Annotated in this window: 12 protein-coding genes and 1 pseudogene; 11 read left to right on the forward strand and 2 right to left on the reverse strand. The window is 58.0% G+C overall.

Annotated elements, in window-relative coordinates; translation table 11 throughout:
- Positions 1-625 (forward strand): helix-turn-helix transcriptional regulator (locus tag PFH44_RS07685; protein ID WP_283824719.1); only part of this gene is annotated, 625 nt, incomplete at its 5' end.
- 226 nt (positions 626-851) lie between these two features.
- Positions 852-1,001: pseudogene (locus PFH44_RS07690) on the forward strand (cupin domain-containing protein); the annotation flags it as partial.
- An 86-nt stretch (positions 1,002-1,087) separates the two neighbouring features.
- Here the strand turns inward: PFH44_RS07690 and PFH44_RS07695 are convergent.
- Positions 1,088-1,786: an RluA family pseudouridine synthase gene (locus PFH44_RS07695; RefSeq protein ID WP_283824720.1), complete on the reverse strand. Its 699-nt coding sequence runs from the start codon at positions 1,784-1,786 to the stop codon at positions 1,088-1,090.
- 105 nt (positions 1,787-1,891) lie between these two features.
- Complete coding sequence (locus tag PFH44_RS07700; RefSeq protein ID WP_041146137.1) at positions 1,892-2,785, reverse strand: LysR substrate-binding domain-containing protein; 894 nt, start codon at positions 2,783-2,785, stop codon at positions 1,892-1,894.
- A gap of 311 nt (positions 2,786-3,096) precedes the next feature.
- Here PFH44_RS07700 and pckA point away from each other — a divergent pair, with 311 nt between their 5' ends.
- The 9 genes from pckA to PFH44_RS07745 all read left to right on the forward strand — a co-directional run bounded on the left by pckA (position 3,097) and on the right by PFH44_RS07745 (position 16,910).
- A complete protein-coding gene (pckA, locus tag PFH44_RS07705; protein ID WP_283824721.1) occupies positions 3,097-4,740 on the forward strand; it encodes a phosphoenolpyruvate carboxykinase (ATP) in 1,644 nt (547 codons plus the stop codon).
- Positions 4,741-5,253: 513 nt separating this feature from the next.
- A complete protein-coding gene (gene tssB, locus PFH44_RS07710) occupies positions 5,254-5,751 on the forward strand; it encodes a type VI secretion system contractile sheath small subunit (RefSeq protein WP_133598342.1) in 498 nt (165 codons plus the stop codon).
- 37 nt (positions 5,752-5,788) lie between these two features.
- The gene (tssC, locus tag PFH44_RS07715) at positions 5,789-7,339 is read left to right on the forward strand and encodes a type VI secretion system contractile sheath large subunit (protein WP_237372307.1); all 1,551 of its coding nucleotides are present in this window, start codon (positions 5,789-5,791) and stop codon (positions 7,337-7,339) included.
- Between the two features lie 17 nt (positions 7,340-7,356).
- A complete protein-coding gene (gene tssK, locus PFH44_RS07720) occupies positions 7,357-8,697 on the forward strand; it encodes a type VI secretion system baseplate subunit TssK (protein WP_283824722.1) in 1,341 nt (446 codons plus the stop codon).
- Entirely contained in the window at positions 8,694-9,383 is a 690-nt protein-coding gene (tssL, locus tag PFH44_RS07725) for a type VI secretion system protein TssL, short form (protein ID WP_283824723.1), read from the forward strand. Before tssK ends, tssL begins: the two co-directional genes overlap by 4 nt.
- A complete protein-coding gene (locus PFH44_RS07730) occupies positions 9,380-11,089 on the forward strand; it encodes an OmpA family protein (RefSeq protein ID WP_283824724.1) in 1,710 nt (569 codons plus the stop codon). Before tssL ends, PFH44_RS07730 begins: the two co-directional genes overlap by 4 nt.
- Before the next feature lie 3 nt (positions 11,090-11,092).
- Complete coding sequence (hcp, locus tag PFH44_RS07735) at positions 11,093-11,584, forward strand: type VI secretion system effector Hcp (RefSeq protein WP_283824725.1); 492 nt, start codon at positions 11,093-11,095, stop codon at positions 11,582-11,584.
- 176 nt (positions 11,585-11,760) lie between these two features.
- Positions 11,761-14,412, forward strand: coding sequence for a type VI secretion system ATPase TssH (gene tssH, locus PFH44_RS07740; protein WP_283824726.1), 2,652 nt, complete (start codon positions 11,761-11,763; stop codon positions 14,410-14,412).
- Positions 14,409-16,910 carry a type VI secretion system Vgr family protein gene (locus tag PFH44_RS07745; protein WP_283824727.1) on the forward strand — a complete coding sequence of 834 codons (2,502 nt, stop codon included), beginning with the start codon at positions 14,409-14,411 and terminating at the stop codon, positions 16,908-16,910. The genes tssH and PFH44_RS07745 overlap by 4 nt, the downstream gene beginning before the upstream one ends.
- Positions 16,911-17,000: the final 90 nt, after the last annotated feature.

The following is a 17,000-nucleotide window of genomic DNA, read 5'->3' on the forward strand; positions in this document are numbered from 1 at the left end:
GCCCGGCGAAGTGCATCCCGGCCAAGCGGGGCAGCGTGACGAAGGCTGGGATTACTGCGCATTTTATCCTTCAGCGCAGCTGATCGATGAGGTGGCCGCAACGGTGCTTACCGGCACCGGCGAGGTCCATTTTGGCGGCGAAGGGATGCGCCACGACCCGCTGATGGCGCGCAGCATGCTGCAGACCTCCGCGGTGCTTGGCGCCAGCCGCGATCCGCTGGAAAAAGAGTGCCTGATGTACCAGGTGCTGAATATGCTGGTGGGGCGCTATGCCGGGCGCAGCGCCCGCGGTGGCCGAAGGGATGCGATCCGCGCCGACATTCGTCGCGCCATCGAGTTTTTACACTGCGCCTATCAGCAGCCGCTGACGGTTAAGGAGATTGCCGGGGTCGCCGGGCTGAGCGAGTTTCATTTTATGCGCACCTTCCAGACGCAGACCGGGCTGTCGGTCCATCAGTACCTGACGCAGCTGCGCCTGGTCAGAGCCAAAGGGCTGCTGGCGAAAGGCTTCGGCGCCGCCCAGGTGGCGACGGACGTCGGGTTTTACGATCAAAGCCACCTGATTAAATACTTCCGCCTGCATTATGGCATCACGCCCGGCGTCTTTGCGGCCTCGTCGATATAGGCCGTTCGGCAGATGCTTCCCGGCGCAGCGAATGATTTTGCGTATGCAACTAACATATCCGTATTTGCGCGATGGCGCCGATCGGTTATTGATTGCGGCTGGCATTCGCCTGCAGGAGGCATTGATGGAGATTAACTCTGTATACCGGATCGCCGCCGGGCTGGAGCAGGTCTGGCAGTCGCGGGTATTGGGCGCGGTAGGCAATAGCGCCGTAAAGGTCATAAAAATGGGTGGCGAAGGGATCGCCGCCGAAGCGCACGATGACTTCGACGAACTGCTGCTGGTGCTGGAAGGGGCGCTGCCGCTGGTCATTGACGGCAGGCGGTTCAACCTCGCCGCCGGCGATTACTGCTTTGTGCCGAAGGGCGCCGTGCATCACGTTCCGGCCGGCAGCTTCGGCACGCTGCTGCTGGTTGATGTCAGGGACGCGCCGCCGGATTCATCGCCGCCGGCCGGCGGGTTTCAGAACGGACTGGCGCTGCTGGCGTTGATTAGCTCCCCGCTGACCGGGTGGGTAAAGCGCAGTTCGCTGGCGTGCAGCATCAGGCGCGGCGCGCTCTCGGTGCCGGGTAGCAGCAGGCCGCCGTAGAGATCGCAGCCTAAAATGGGGTGCCCCGCGAGCTGACAGTGAATGCGCAGCTGGTGGGTGCGACCGGTTTCCGGGGTGAGCCGCACGCGGGTCAGCGGCAGCAGCGTCCCGTCTTCACCCGGGCGCTGCAGGCGCTCAAGCACCCGATAGCGGGAGCGGGCCAGCTTGCCGCGGGTGGCGCAAATGGTCATCCGCGGAAACAGCGCCGGGTCTTTGGCGATGGGGGCGTCTATCACTCCTTCGTCATCGGCCAGGTGCCCGCACAGCAGCGCGCTGTAGACTTTGCTCACCGCACGCTGGCTAAACTGCTGGCAAAGGGCGGCGTTGATGGCCTTGCTGCGGGCAATCACCATCACGCCGGATGTCCCGAAATCGAGGCGATGAACCAGCGTACAGCCGGGAAAGGTCTGGACTAACCGATGGTGCACCGAGTCGAGATTGCGCGGGTTTTTCCCCGAGAGGCTGAGCAGGCCGGCAGGTTTTGCGATCAGCAGCAGATGATCGTCCTGATAAAGGATCTCAATCTCTGCATGGCACGGCGGGGCAATAAAGGTATCAACGATCGTAGACATCGGGCGGCTCGCCTGGGAAAGAGGAGGCGGATGATAGCGAATTTTCTGCCAACTGGCGAATTCGCTATTTAGCCGGCGACGGGTGCAAGCCGCCGGTTTTATTGCTCAGGACTGGCGGGCATCCCGGGATTTAATATGCTGCCAGAAGCGCTCGGCCGACTGGTTAAGCCGCGAGCCGGAACGATACATATAGGCCCCGATCGGCAGCGAGAGGGTAGCGTCCATAATGGCCAGGCGGCCCTCATCGAGCTCGCGCTGGATAGAGTATTGCGGCAGCCAGCCCACGCCGTCGCCGTTGAGGATCATACGCTTAAGCAGCTCGCTCATCGACGAGACGAAGGTCAGCGAGAAGGTGATCCCCGGCGTGCGGTCGATAACCTGATTCACCTGGCGTCCCATATAGCTATCGTTGGCATATCTCATCAGCGGCAAAACGCCGCGGTGCAGATGAAAGAGCGGTCTGCCGCTCTCATCGCAGGGCGTAACAAGGTGCACCGATGAGTCGAAAATTTTGTGGTTAATAAACGGATAGTTCATTAACTCCTCATTATAAAACGACAGAATAAAGTCGCTCTTGCCTTCCTTGAGGTTAAATACGGCTTCGTTAACGTTAATGGATTCGACGTGGAAGGTTTTATTTTTTATATCGGTGTAGCCAGCAATTAATTCCGGAAGGACTAAAACAGAGAGCGACGGAGCGGCATCGATTCTTATTTTCTGAGTCGTATTATTTAGCCCCTTAATGCGACTAATCTGAAAGTCCATATCGTCCAGCATATTTCGCGCATAGCCGACGAAAATTTTGCCTCGAGTGGTGAGCTGCAGCGGGTTAACCCCGCGGTCGAAGATGCTGAAGCCCAACGACGCCTCAAGCGCCTGAATCCTGCGGCTGAACGAGGATTGCGATATATTTCTGGTTTTAGCCGCCAGAGTAAAGCTTCTGGACTCCTCCAGAGCAATGACATCGTACAGCCACTTCACTTCAAGATTAGCCAGCACGGATCCGTTCCTTAACGCTGTATTTAATGCTATGCAATTTTAGCATAACGCATAGAAACTATGCAATTAACATAACTAAGCACAGGTGTTAACATTTTTCTCAGATTGAGCGTATTCCTAAGCAGTTAATACGAGTTGTCGTAAAGAACAGGCGATACCCTACGAGCACCGCTATAATATCGCTGCTCCAGGCGGCTCATCCCGTTATTTCATTTTGCTGTGGTTTTTTACACCGGAATTCACAGAAGAACGCAATGACGGGCTGAAATAATGAATACATCTTACCTAGCCAGCTGTTTGTCAGGAGTTCCATGCCAGATATCGAATTAGTAAAACAGGCTCTGCGCGAGCTTGGTATTAAGGATAGCAGCGAGTTATTTTATAACCCCGATTACGACCTGCTGATTGCCCATGAAACCAGCCCGGAACTCACCGGCGCAGCGCGCGGCGTGATGACCGCATCCGGCGCAGTGGCCGTTGATACCGGGATATTTACCGGACGTTCGCCGCGTGACAAATATATCGTCAGGGATGACCTGACCCGCGATACCGTCTGGTGGTCCGATGCCGGGCTTGGCCGCAACGACAATAAACCGTTAACGCCGCAGATTTGGGCCAGCCTCAAAGCGCGGGTTGCCGGACAGCTGAGCGGTAAAAAGCTGTACGTGGTTGATGCCTGGTGCGGGGCAAGCCCTGATACGCGCCTCGGCGTGCGCTTTGTCACCGAGGTGGCGTGGCAGGCTCACTTCGTCAAAAACATGTTTATCGTTCCCGACGCCGAGGAGCTGGAACAGTTCACGCCGGACTTCGTGGTCCTCAACGGCGCGGGCTGCACCAACGACCAGTGGCAGGAGCAGGGCCTTAACTCCGAGAACTTCGTCGCCTTTAACCTGAGCGAGAAAATTCAGCTTATTGGCGGGACCTGGTACGGCGGAGAGATGAAAAAAGGGCTCTTCTCGGTCATGAACTATCTGCTGCCGCAGCAGGGCATTGCTTCGATGCACTGTTCGGCTAACCGCGGCGAAGAGGGCGACGTGGCCCTGTTCTTCGGCCTTTCCGGTACCGGCAAAACGACCCTTTCCACCGATCCTCTGCGCCAGCTTATCGGCGACGATGAACACGGCTGGGATGATGACGGCGTCTTCAATTTTGAAGGCGGCTGCTACGCCAAAACCATCAACCTCGATCCGCAGGCGGAACCGGAGATTTATCAGGCGATTCGCCGCGATGCGCTGCTGGAAAACGTGGTGGTCCGGGCTGACGGCACGGTGGATTATGCCGACGGCAGTAAGACCGAAAATACCCGCGTTTCATACCCGCTGTCGCATATCGAAAATATCGTCAAGCCGGTCTCTCGCGCCGGCCATCCGGCGCGGGTGATTTTCCTCGCCGCCGACGCATTCGGCGTGCTGCCGCCGGTTTCGCGTCTGACGACCGAACAGATGCAGTACCATTTCCTGTCGGGCTTCACCTCGAAGCTGGCCGGCACCGAGCGCGGTATCACCCAACCGACGCCAACTTTCTCCGCCTGCTACGGCGCGGCGTTCCTGCTGCTGCACCCCACGCAGTACGCCAGCGTGCTGGCCGCCAAAATGGCGGAAGCGGGCGCCGAAGCCTGGCTGGTCAACACCGGCTGGAACGGGGAGGGTAAACGCCTGTCGCTGCGCGATACCCGCAGCATTATCAGCGCTATCTTAAACGATACCACCGGTCCTCTGCGTACGGAGACAATCCCGGTCTTTGGCCTGGCGATTCCGCAGAGCATCCCGGGCGTTGACAGCGCGCTGCTCGATCCGCGCAGCGGCTGGCGTTCTGCCGACGGCTGGCAGGAGAAAGCCGAGAGTCTGGCCCAGCTGTTTATCGATAACTTCAGACAATACAGCGATACCGAGGCCGGCGCGCGCCTGGCCCTGGCGGGCCCGAAGCTTGAACTGTCTGCCGCTACGGCAAACTAATTCGCGACGTCAATAGCGTCGCCCGCGCGAAACCCGGATGGCAACACGTTTGCTGTCCGGGTTTTTCTGTTTCTGGCAACCGGCCGAACGTGCATTAGCGGTCAGCGTCGTCCGCGCCGGCTTTCTCCTGCCCGCTTCTTTAGTCAATACCACTCCTTACGTCAATACCGCCTGCTCCTCTCCTTATGGTGTTTTAAATGTCCGACACCGGACTTGAAAAATATTATTTTATTATTTCAGTTATTAATTTGGCATTCTCATTGTCGTTGTGAATGTTATTTGTTTTTGTGACGTGGGTTTATTTAAAATGAATATTAACGGGTGACGGTGCGCCAGGCCTGTCATGTCGGGCTTATGGCGCGGGTTGTTTTTAATTAGCGATTACCGTTACGGGTTATTTGAGTTTTTTAGGCTTTACGCCGCGATGAATTTAGAGTAAAAACAAAAAGCCGCATCCTCTACAGTGACAATATTTCAGGTTAAGTGATTAATTTATTCAGGAGATAAGTATATATGTCTGAATCATTTCAGAACGAAATACCTCGTGCGCGTGTAAATATAAAGCTGGATCTTTTGACGGGGGGAGTTCAGAAGAAAGTTGAGCTTCCGCTAAAGCTCCTGAGCGTGGGTGACTTCAGCAACGGCAAGGCAGAGGGCACGCTCTCTGAGCGCGATAAGATAGACATCAACAAGAATAATTTTAACAGCGTCTTGGCTAATCTTAATCCGGAAGTCAATCTCACCGTTAAAAACACCCTCGCCAACGATGGTTCTGAAGAAAACGTGAAGCTCTTTTTTCAGAATATGAAGGACTTCGAGCCGGAGGCGGTGGCGCGTCAGATCCCGCAGCTTCGTGCAATGCTCGCGATGCGTAATCTGCTGCGCGATTTGAAATCAAATCTTCTGGATAATATGACTTTTCGGAAAGAGCTGGAGATTATATTAAAAGACCCCGCGCTTTCCGCAGAGCTGCGTAATGAACTGAATGCGCTTGCCCCGGCCCAGGATTAATTACTGGACGTTTTTATCACGGAATAATGACGAGTAAATGCTAATGTCAGTCAATAACGAATCCCAAAATCTGGCGGGTGGCGCCGTTGTCGAAAAACACCTGCCGCAGGGTGGGGTATATGCCTCACTGTTTGACAAAATAAATTTAACGCCGGTGGCTGAGCTCGGTGATTTAAACGGTTTTGATGATACCACCGTTATGGCGGAAACCTCCGCCGACGCGCGCGTGACCGCCGCGGTGAAAGTATTTATGCAGTGTCTGCAAAAATCCGGGCACAAAGTGGAGAAGCTGGATAAAACGATCCTCGACCATCATATTGCGGAGCTGGATTTTCAGATTGGCCGTCAGCTTGATGAAGTCATGCATCACCGGGATTTTCAGCGCACTGAGGGCGTCTGGCGTGGGCTCAAATCGCTGGTGGATAAAACCGATTTTCGCCAGAACGTCAAGCTGGAGCTCCTCGATTTGTCTAAAGAGGAGCTGCGCCAGGACTTCGAGGACTTTCCGGAAATTATCCAGAGCGGGCTGTATAAGCAGACCTATATCGCGGAATACGACACCCCGGGCGGCGAGCCTATTGCCGCGGTTATCTCCGCCTATGAGTTCGATGCTTCCGCTCAGGACGTGGCGCTGATGCGTAATATCTCAAAGGTCTCCGCCGCCGCGCACATGCCTTTTATTGGCTCCGCGGGACCGGCGTTCTTTTTAAAGGAGAACATGGAGCAGGTTGCGGCCATCAAGGATATCGGCAACTACTTCGATCGCGCCGAATATATCAAATGGAAAAGCTTCCGCGAAACCGACGACTCTCGCTACATCGGCCTGGTGATGCCGCGCGTGCTGGGCCGCCTGCCGTATGGCCCGGACACCGTGCCGGTGCGCAGCTTCAACTACGTCGAAGAGGTGAAGGGACCGGAACACGACAAATACCTGTGGACCAATGCCTCCTTCGCCTTTGCGGCCAATATGGTGAAAAGCTTTATCAACAACGGCTGGTGCGTGCAGATCCGCGGGCCGCAGGCCGGCGGCGCGGTACAGGACCTGCCCATTCATCTGTACGATCTCGGCACCGGCAATCAGGTGAAAATTCCGTCAGAAGTGATGCTGCCGGAAACTCGCGAATTTGAGTTCGCCAACCTCGGTTTTATTCCGCTTTCTTATTATAAGAACCGGGATTACGCCTGCTTCTTCTCGGCAAATTCGGCCCAGAAACCGGCGCTGTACGACACCGCGGACGCTACCGCAAACAGCCGGATTAACGCGCGGCTGCCCTACATCTTCCTGCTGTCGCGCATCGCGCACTACCTGAAGCTTATTCAGCGTGAAAACATCGGCACCACCAAGGACCGCCGCCTGCTTGAGCTGGAGCTCAACGCCTGGGTGCGAAGCCTGGTGACCGAAATGACCGACCCGGGCGACGAGCTGCAGGCGTCGCATCCGCTGCGCGACGCCAGGGTGGTGGTGGAAGATATTGAGGATAACCCGGGCTTCTTCCGCGTGAAGCTGTTTGCCGTGCCGCACTTCCAGGTGGAAGGCATGGACGTCAATCTGTCGCTGGTTTCCCAGATGCCGAAAGCGAAAGCGTAACCTAAGGCAGGAAGCAGATGAAAACGGAACAACCGTTATGGGGCAGGGGCATCATGATCTCTCCCCAGCACTTCCAGCAACAGGCTGCGTATGCGGCCTGGTCTGCTGAATGCATTGCCCGGCTGGGGCTCAACCATCCCTGGGGGGTGATTGAGTCGACCTTTGAACCGGACATGCTGAAACTCGGTCGTCTGCAGGCCCGCAGGCTGCATGTCCGTTTTCAGGATGGTTCGCTCATTGATACGGATAATGCCGATGCGCTGCCGCCAGCTCTGTCGCTGGACGGCGAATCACGTGACGCCGTGGTGGTGCTGGCTCTGCCCTTGTTACGGGCTAATGGCGGTAACTGCCTGACACCCGATCAGATGGCAGATCGCCCGGTTCGTTACCGCCAGCGGTGGCGGGACGTGCGCAACCACTATGGTGAAGACACCCGCCAGATTGCGGTGATGCAGCCGGAACTGACGCTACGCTTTGCTCATCAGAACAACAGCGATTATCTGACCTGTCCGGTGGCCCGTCTGCTACAGGATTCGCAGGGCATCTGGGAGCTTGATGGCAGCTTTCTCCCGCCGCTGCTATCCGTACAGGGCAGCCGCTGGCTGGTGGCCCAGCTCGAACAGCTGATGACCCAGCTGCGAGCCCGGCTGACCCGCCTGATGGCCATGCGCCGGGAAAGCAATGCGCGGATGGCAGATTTTGCGGTGGCTGACGTGTCCCTTTTCTGGCTGCTTAATGCCCTGAATAGCGCGGAGCCGGTACTCAGTCAGTTTTTACGATATCCGCAGATCCCGGCTGAACGACTGTATCCGGAACTGGCAAGACTTGCCGGCAGCCTGCTCACGTTCTCCCTTGAGCATCAGAGCAGCGTCATTCCGGGCTGGCAGCACGAACAGCTGAACGCTGTCTTCCCGCCGCTGTTTGACTTATTGGGCGACCTGCTGGAGGCCAGCCTGCCCTCACGGGTGGTGTCCGTTGAGCTTGAGTACGATAAACGTCTGCATTTCTGGCAGGCGCGCCTGCACGATCCTCGTCTGCGCGAAGGTGCCGACTACTACTTATCCGTACGCTCTCCCATCCCGGTCGCTCAGCTGCAGGAGCAGTTCCCGCGCCAGTGCAAAGTAGGCAGCCCGGATCACGTCCGGGGTATCGTTAACTCCTCTCGGGTAGGGGTGCCATTGATACCGCTACGCCACGTACCGGCCGCTATTCCTCTGCGCCTGGAGAATCAGTATTTCAGCCTCGATGTGTCCCATCCCCTGGCAGTCGACATGCTCGAAAGCGGCTGCTGTATGTTTTATGTCCCGGGAATGCTCGGCGAGCCTGAGCTTGAACTCTTTGCGGTACTGAGAACATGAGCGAGCGCAAACGCGGCATCTCCGCGTCCATTGATATTGATGCGCTGTTGCAGGACACATGGCTGCAGGTTATCAGCCTGCGCCACGGCCCAAAATTTCAGGAAGGGGAAGGTCGATTGCTGTGGGAACGCTGTGTTGCGGACGTGGAGCGCGTCCAGCGCGCGCTGAAAGAGAGCGAGCTGGATGACGCCAGCTGTCAGCATATTCTCACCGCACAGTGTGCGCTGCTCGATGAGGCGGTTAAAGGCCGCGGCGTAGAAGATGACGCCTGCGTACAGTGGTATGACGTTCCTCTACAGGGGCACTTTCTCGGCACCATGGATGCCGGAGATACCCTGTGCGATCGTATGCGAGATGTACTGCGTGAACCTGCACCAGACAGTGCGGTGCTCACCTGCTTTCAGCGCGTCATGATGCTGGGGTTCCTCGGTGATTTCCGGTCGCTGAATGACCCCAACCGTCAGAAACTGATACAGGCATTCGCTGACCATGTCTCACCCTTCAGCTATCCGCAAACCGAGCGGCTAATGGTAGAAAGCCGCGGATATCGGGTGATAGGGCGCTGGCTGTCATTATGGCCTGTACGGATCGCGGTGAGCGCGCTGGCGACGGCTGGCCTGTGGTGGGCGCTGAACTCCTGGCTCGATCGGATGCTGATAACCCTGTTGCCTGGGGTGGCGAAATGAGTCTGGCGCAACGGCGCGGGCTTGCGCTGTGGGCGGCACTGCTGAGCGCCGTTGTGTGCCTGGGATTTTTGCCGGCGTCCCGGCTGATTTCCGTTCTTGTACTGCTGGTTGCTCTGGGGCTGATCGCGATAATTGGCTACGTCACAAGGCGCCGTTCCGAGCAGGACGTGGCCCTGCGGTTGGATAATCTTCCTGAAGCGACCTATCGCCAGCCGGTGGTGCTGGTCTGCGGCGATCTGCCGCAAATCTGGCCAGAACGGTCTCAGGTGCTGACCGTCACTCAGGGATGTTGGATCAAGGTTGAAGAGCATCAGAACCTGGCGCATCTGACGCGGCAGCTGCTATGCCTGCGTCCGAACTGGGGGCGGCAGCTCGCGGTGATGGTCAGCGTCTGCCCGCAGCAGCATGCGGACAGCGAAGTTCTGACCAGTCGTTTGCTGGCTCTGCGCTGGTACATCAGCCAGCTGCGTCGTGACATCGGGCATACGGTACCGCTGCTCCTGAGCGTCCAGGCCGGCAGCGCGATGATGAATGACATGCTCTGGCAGGCCGCTGTTGCGGAGGAAGGGATCCGCGTTTGGCGGGAGTCCTCGGCACCCAGCCCTATTTCTGCATGGGTCTCGACAGGTGGCACGGTAGCTATGCAGCAGCAGGTGCTGATGAACAGCCTGATGACCTGGTCCCAAAGCCACGTCAAAGCGGTATTTATCGATAAGAATCCGGATATCCCGGCAGTTGCCCCCGCTGCGATGCTATGGGGTATTGGGCCGAACGTTTCCGGTAGCCTCACTGATTCCATCTGGATCGCCTGGCTGACGCGCCACACCGCCATACTGCGCGCTGCTGGCTGGCAGCCGGTGGGGGCTGACAGCACAACAATAGCGCTATTCCCGGACTTTGTTCTCCCGCTCTTACCGGAAAGCCAGGGCCCCACGCCTCCTGGCCGCGCCTGGCGCTGCGCACTCGGGCTTTTCACCCTGGCGGCCATCGTGGCGCTGCTCAGCAGCGGCTGGAACAATCGTCAGCTGTTGCACCGTTTGAGTTTCGATGTCGCCCATTACCACCAGCTCTCTATGGATGACTACGGTCCCAAAGCCGATGCCGTCAAGGTATTACGTCAGGATTCCGCTCAGCTGGACGGCTGGGCGCGCAACGGTGAACCGCTACGGATGAGCCTCGGCCTGTATCAGGGGGAACGGTTACGTATGCCGGTGCTGGATGCGATCCGTTCGTATGTACCGCCGCCTTCGCCAAAACTGGAGGCAAAGTTAGCTACGCCACCCAAAATCAGCCGTCTCGACAGCATGTCGCTGTTCGATTCCGGCAGGTTCGTACTGAAAGCCGGCTCCACCAAAATGCTGGTCAATTCGCTGGTTGGCGTCAGGGCTAAACCGGGCTGGCTGATCGTGATAGCCGGGCATACCGATAACACCGGCAACCCCCAACGCAATCAGACGCTGTCCCTGAAGCGTGCCGAAGCGGTGCGGGACTGGATGCGGGATACCGGCGACGTGTCGGAAAGCTGTTTTGCGGTACAGGGCTACGGTGAAAGCCGCCCGATCGCGACCAACGACACGCCGGAAGGCCGCGCGCTGAACCGCCGTGTCGAAATCAGTCTGGTACCGCAGGCGAACGCCTGCCAGATACCGGGCACCCACCAGGCGTCATCGCAGGATGATGGCGCATCACAACACAATGGAGAGTAATTCATGGCAATTCCTGTTTATCTTTGGCTGAAAGACGACGGCGGTGCGGATATTAAAGGTTCCGTCGACGTGAAAGATCGTGAAGGCAGCATCGAGGTGGTGGCGCAGGAACACAACCTGTACATCCCAACCGACAACAACACCGGCAAGCTGACCGGCACCCGCATTCATACTCCGTTCCTGTTCACCAAGGAGATCGATTCCTCCAGCCCGTATCTGTACAAGGCGGTGACTACCGGCCAGACCCTAAAATCTGCCGAATTCAGATGGTACAAAATCAACGACGCGGGCCAGGAGGTGGAGTACTTCAACACCAAACTGGAGAACGTCAAGCTGGTGAAGGTCGCGCCGAAAATGCACGACATCAAGGACCCTTCCTACGAAAGGCATAACCACCTCGAGCAGATCGAGCTGCGTTACGAAAAAATCACCTGGACCTACAAAGACGGCAACATCATTCATTCCGACTCCTGGAACGAACGCGCCACCGCGTAAGCCCGATGCGGATGGGGCAACCTGTCCGCAGTTTTCCTGAGTATCTGCCCGGCGGGTACTGAGTAAAACATCCCGAAAACGAAAAATCTGACCTGATGCGCTTTAGGTTCCTTACGACAAGGAAAAGCGATGGGCGGTAGCGTGCCTGAAGGTCCCCAGACAGCGAGTTTAAGAACATGGAAAATCCGGCAATCCTCCTGCGACGTCTCAACCCCTACTGCGCCCGTGCGATGGAAGGGGCTGCCTCCCTGTGCCTCACGCGAGCGCATGCTGAAATTCTGCCGGAGCACTGGCTGCTGAAGCTGCTGGAGCAGGGCGAGGGTGACCTCACGGTACTGGCGCGTCGCTATGAATGGGATATGGACGCCCTGTGGCAGAATTTACTCGACTGGCTCGATACGCTGCCGCGCTCGGTACGCAGCCGCCCGCAGCTGGCCGATAGCACCCAAACCCTGATGCGCGAAGCCTGGATGCGGGCCTCGCTGAGTGGCGAAGAACGCATTCGCGGTGTGCATCTGCTGATGGCGCTGGTGGATCAACCTAAGCTGGTACGCTGCGACGGCCTGTGGCCGCTGCTGACGCTGGGGCAGAGCCAGCTGCAGCGCCTGCGCCCGCTGCTCGATACGCAGTCTGACGAACGCCCGGAAGCGCAGCAGGACGCGGAGCTGGCGCAGAATGGCGGAGAGGTGCAGTTTGTCGGTCGTCCGGTTGGGGCCGGGATAAAAGAAGGTGAGCTTAATCCGGTGCTGCAGAGCGCGCTGGATAAATATACCCTCGACGTCACCGCCAGGGCGCGGGAAGGCAGCATCGATCCGGTATTTGGTCGAGATACGGAAATCCGCCAGATGGTGGATATTCTATCCAGACGCCGCAAAAATAACCCGATCCTCGTCGGCGAGCCGGGCGTGGGCAAAACGGCTCTTGTGGAAGGGCTGGGGCTGCGCATCGCCGAAGGTAACGTACCTGAACCGCTGAAAGCCGTCAGCCTGCGCACTCTCGACCTCGGCCTGCTGCAGGCGGGGGCCGGCGTGAAAGGTGAATTCGAGCAGCGTCTGAAAAACGTCATCGACGCGGTGCAACAGTCGCCGACGCCCGTTCTGCTGTTTATCGACGAAGCGCACACCATTATCGGTGCCGGCAATCAGGCGGGGGGCGCCGATGCTGCCAACCTGCTGAAGCCCGCGCTGGCGAGGGGGGAACTGCGCACCATCGCCGCCACGACATGGAGCGAATACAAACAGTACTTTGAACGCGATGCGGCGCTTGAGCGTCGCTTCCAGATGGTGAAAGTCGATGAGCCGGATGATGATACCGCCTGCCTGATGCTGCGCGGCCTGAAGTCTCGCTACGCCGAACACCACAACGTCCACATTACCGACGACGCTGTACGCGCTGCGGTCGCTCTGTCACGACGCTATCTGACCGGTCGTCAGCTGCCGGACAAGGCGATCGATCTGCTGGATACCGCAAGCGCCCGCGTGCGTATGAGCCTTGATACCGTGCCAGAACAGCTGACCCACATCCGCGCACAAATTACGTCTCTTGAAATGGAGAAGCAGGCGCTGCTGGAGGATATCGCCGTCGGCAATCACGCGGATGGCGAACGCCTGGCCATGATTGAACAGGAAGAGGTGCGCCTGATTGTCGAACTCGATGAGCGGGAAACCCAGTACGGTCAGGAGCTCAGGCTGACGGAGCGGCTGCTGGAGAGCCGTCAGGATATCTCCTTACAGGCTGAAACGTACGAACTGCAGCAGCGGCTGCAGGATATTCAGCAAAGCGGTCCGCTGCTTTCGGTTGATGTGGATGTTCGCACCGTCGCCAACGTCATTGCCGACTGGACCGGCGTCCCGCTCTCCTCGCTTATGAAGGACGAGCAGACCGAACTGCTGAACCTTGAAGGTGAAATCGGTAAACGCGTGGTGGGGCAGAGTGCGGCCCTCAACGCCATCGCCCAGCGATTGCGGGCCGCCAAAACCGGGCTGACGGCTGAAAACGGTCCGCAGGGGGTATTCCTGCTGGTGGGCCCAAGCGGCGTTGGCAAAACCGAGACCGCGCTGGCGCTGGCGGACGCGCTGTACGGCGGCGAAAAATCCCTTATCACTCTCAATTTGTCCGAATACCAGGAGCCGCACACCGTTTCCCAACTGAAGGGTTCACCTCCGGGATACGTGGGCTACGGCCAGGGCGGCATTCTGACCGAAGCGGTACGCAAGCGCCCGTACAGCGTGGTGCTGCTTGATGAAGTGGAAAAGGCCCACCGCGACGTCATGAACCTGTTCTATCAGGTGTTCGACCGCGGCTTTATGCGCGACGGTGAAGGACGTGAAATCGATTTCCGTAACACCGTGATTCTGATGACTTCCAATCTCGGCGGCGACCCTATCATGCAGCTGCTGGACGACCGGCCGGAAGCTACCGAAGTTGATTTACATGAACAGCTGCGCCCCATTCTGCGCGATCGCTTCCAGCCGGCGCTGCTGGCCCGTTTCCAGACCGTGATTTATCGCCCGCTGGCGGAAACCGCGATGCGTACCATCGTGCAGATGAAGCTGGCGCAGGTCAGCAAACGCCTGAGCCGCCACTACGGTGTGGCCACGCATATCGACGAGAGCCTGTATGACGCGCTTACCGCGGCCTGTCTGCTGCCGGATACCGGTGCGCGCAACGTCGACAGCCTGCTCAATCAGCAGATTCTGCCGGTGCTAAGCCAGCAGCTGCTGAGCCATATGGCGGAGAAGCGGGAGTTGTCATCACTGTTGTTAGGCTGGAGCGAGGATAACGGTGTCGCCCTGGAGTTTAGCGAAGCCGGAGGAGCGGCATTATGAGTACAAATCCCAAAACCAGATTTAGCCATAACCACCACCAGCTGGCGATTAAGGGATGTAAGCCAGCGCTGGACGTGCTGGCTTTTGAAGGCCAGGAAGCCCTGAGCAGACCGTTCAGCTATCGCATTGAGTTCACCAGCGCCGAGCATGCCATCAGCAAAGAGATGATGCTGATGAAACCCGGCTCCCTGACGCTACAGGCCCCGGTCGATCAGGGCTTCGGCATTAAGCTGCAGCAGCCGGTGCGGGTGATTCAGGGCGTAGTGACGGGCTTTGAACGCCTCAGTACTTCCGCGGATGAAACCCACTACGCGCTGACGCTCCAGCCGCGTCTGGCGCTGCTCGATCGTTCGCGCCAGAACGCCATCTATCAGGACCTGTCCGTTCCACAAATCGTCGAAAAAATCCTGCGCGAGCGCCACGCCATGCGCGGTCAGGATTTTCTGTTCTCGCTGAGTAAGGAATACCCGCGCCGCGAGCAGGTGATGCAGTACGGTGAAGACGACCTGCGCTTCATCACCCGCCTGCTGGGCGAGGTGGGGATCTGGTTTTGTTTTACCGCCGACACGCGCCTGAACATCGACGTGGTGGCATTTTACGACAGCCAGCAAGGCTACGAGAAAGGCCTGACGTTGCCGTCGGTACCGCTGTCGGGCCAGCATTCGAAAGGGGTGGACTCGGTCTGGGAGATGGAATGTCATCACAACGTGGTGCAGCAGCAGGTCAGCACCCGCGACTACAACTACCGTCAGGCGAATGAGGACATGAATGCGCAGGTGGATGCCACTCGGGGCGATAGCACGACCTACGGTGATGCCTATCACTATGCGGACAATTATCTCACGCCGGGCAGCGCGTACGACCGCAGCCCGGCCGCGGAATCCGGTGCCTTTTATGCCCGTATCCGCCATGAACGCTATCTGAACGGCCAGACGCGGACCCGGGCGATTACCAGCAGCCCGACGCTCTCTCCGGGTCAGGTGCTGAAGGTCACGGGCGGCTATGAGGTGGCGGAGACCTTCAGTCAGGGCGTGGTCGTCACCGCAATGCATACGCATGCCCGCCGTGATGAAGACTTTGGGGTTAACTTTGAGGGTATCCCGGACAGCGTCGATTTTGGTTTCCGTTCCGAACCAGGCTCACGCCCGGTGATGGCCGGTACGCTGCCTGCCCGCGTGACCAGTACCACGGAGAACGACGCCTACGGCCATATTGATAAAGATGGCCGCTATCGGGTGAATATGCTGTTCGACCGCGACGGCTGGGAGACCGGGTTCGAAAGCCTGTGGGTGCGTCAGTCCCGCCCGTACGCGGGCGACACTTACGGCCTGCACCTGCCGCTGCTGACGGGTACCGAAGTGGCGATTGGCTTTGAGCACGGTAACCCTGACAGACCGTATATCGCCGGCGTGCTGCACGACTCGGCCCACGGCGACCACGTCACCATCCGCAACTACAAACGTAACGTCCTGCGGACGCCTGCGAACAACAAAATCCGCCTCGACGATAACCGCGGCCAGGAGCACATCAAGGTCTCGACGGAGTACGGTGGCAAGAGCCAGCTGAATCTCGGACATTTAGTGGATGCTGAGAAGCAGAAGCGCGGAGAAGGCTTTGAGCTGCGCACGGATTCATGGGGCGCCATCCGGGCGCAGAAAGGGATATTTATCAGCGTCGATGGTCAGGCGCAGGCGCAAGGGGAAGTGCTGGAGATGGGGGCGGCGCTGAGCCAGCTGCAGCAGGCGTTAATCCAGGCCGAAACCCTGAGCAGTGCAGTTGAAACGGCCAAAGCTGAACTGGCCGATATCCAGACTCAGAAGGCGTTGCTGGATCAGGCGCTGACTGATTTGAAACAGTCGGCGTTATTGCTCTCTGCCCCGGAGGGGATTGCACAGAGCACGCCCAAAAGCGTGCAGCTGTCAGCGGGGGAGAATGTGATCAGCACCAGCGGAAAACACACTGATTTCAGTGCATTGAAAAGATTCACCGTGGCGGCCGGGGAGAGGGTGAGTTTGTTTGCGCAAAAGCTGGGTATCAAAATTTTTGCCAGCAAAGGAAAGGTGGAGATACAGGCGCAAGGGGATGAAATGGCGCTGGATGCGCTGAAAGATATCCGCATCAGCAGCAGCGAAGGCAAGCTGGTTATCAGCGCGAAGCAGGAAATTATTCTCACCAGCGGAGGAGGCTATATCCGTATTGCGGATGGTGTCGTGGAATGCGCGGCACCGGACAAAATCATCCAGCGGGCGGCGGTGTGGCAGAAGTTTGGCGGGCAGAGTATGAGCCAGGCGGCGCAGAGCTGGGAAAATATTGATTTTGCCATAACGCCTGAAGTCAAGCGGTTATCGGATGACTCACCTGTTGCCGGTCTGATGCTGGGTTTAACTGGCGGGGATGGCACGCAGCAAAGTTTGGCGACCTCCGCTTCAGGGGCTATGGCGGTGCAGAATAATATTAATATCGATTCTCTCAACGCCTCTTTGCTGGATAAAACATAAGGCGCTCTGTTTTTTCGGAGCATATCTTCGGGGAAAGCACCGGGCTGATTGCCCCGAAGGTCTTTCTGAAGAGTATTTTCTGAACGGAAA

Origin of the sequence: Klebsiella sp. Ech2A (genome assembly GCF_030078455.1) — a bacterium.
GTDB lineage: Bacteria > Pseudomonadota > Gammaproteobacteria > Enterobacterales > Enterobacteriaceae > Klebsiella > Klebsiella terrigena.

Coding starts and splice junctions, on each gene's coding strand:
- PFH44_RS07695 (WP_283824720.1), bottom strand. CDS start 1,786: ATGTCTACGATCGTTGATACCTTTATTGCCCCGCCGTGCCATGCAGAG.
- pckA (WP_283824721.1), top strand. CDS start 3,097: ATGCCAGATATCGAATTAGTAAAACAGGCTCTGCGCGAGCTTGGTATT.
- tssB (WP_133598342.1), top strand. CDS start 5,254: ATGTCTGAATCATTTCAGAACGAAATACCTCGTGCGCGTGTAAATATA.
- tssC (WP_237372307.1), top strand. CDS start 5,789: ATGCTAATGTCAGTCAATAACGAATCCCAAAATCTGGCGGGTGGCGCC.
- tssK (WP_283824722.1), top strand. CDS start 7,357: ATGAAAACGGAACAACCGTTATGGGGCAGGGGCATCATGATCTCTCCC.
- tssL (WP_283824723.1), top strand. CDS start 8,694: ATGAGCGAGCGCAAACGCGGCATCTCCGCGTCCATTGATATTGATGCG.
- PFH44_RS07730 (WP_283824724.1), top strand. CDS start 9,380: ATGAGTCTGGCGCAACGGCGCGGGCTTGCGCTGTGGGCGGCACTGCTG.
- hcp (WP_283824725.1), top strand. CDS start 11,093: ATGGCAATTCCTGTTTATCTTTGGCTGAAAGACGACGGCGGTGCGGAT.
- tssH (WP_283824726.1), top strand. CDS start 11,761: ATGGAAAATCCGGCAATCCTCCTGCGACGTCTCAACCCCTACTGCGCC.
- PFH44_RS07745 (WP_283824727.1), top strand. CDS start 14,409: ATGAGTACAAATCCCAAAACCAGATTTAGCCATAACCACCACCAGCTG.